At 34.7% G+C, this 245-nt stretch carries 1 pseudogene; it reads right to left on the reverse strand.

Annotated features, from left to right (window positions below):
* Positions 1 to 245, reverse strand: a pseudogene (locus ACY2RT_RS15545) (M23 family peptidase); the annotation flags it as partial.

Consider the following 245-nt stretch of genomic DNA (forward strand, 5'->3'; position numbering starts at 1 on the left):
GATATATAACCGTTATCAACTTCATTGTTTATAACACTCAAAGGGTTATTAGCCTGTCTAAATAATTTTTGAACGCGACTTTTATTGTTCCTCCAGTAGCCATAATCAATAAACCTGGTGAGATAACGGGTTTCATCAAAAGAAAACTTTTCAAATAGCACATTAAACCGAGCACTTCCATTATAGGTTGTCTTTATTTCATAAACTCCGGTTTTGTTAGAAGCTCCGTTTTGTTGGTCGTAGGT

It is taken from the genome of Ulvibacter sp. 2210JD10-4, assembly GCF_058148525.1.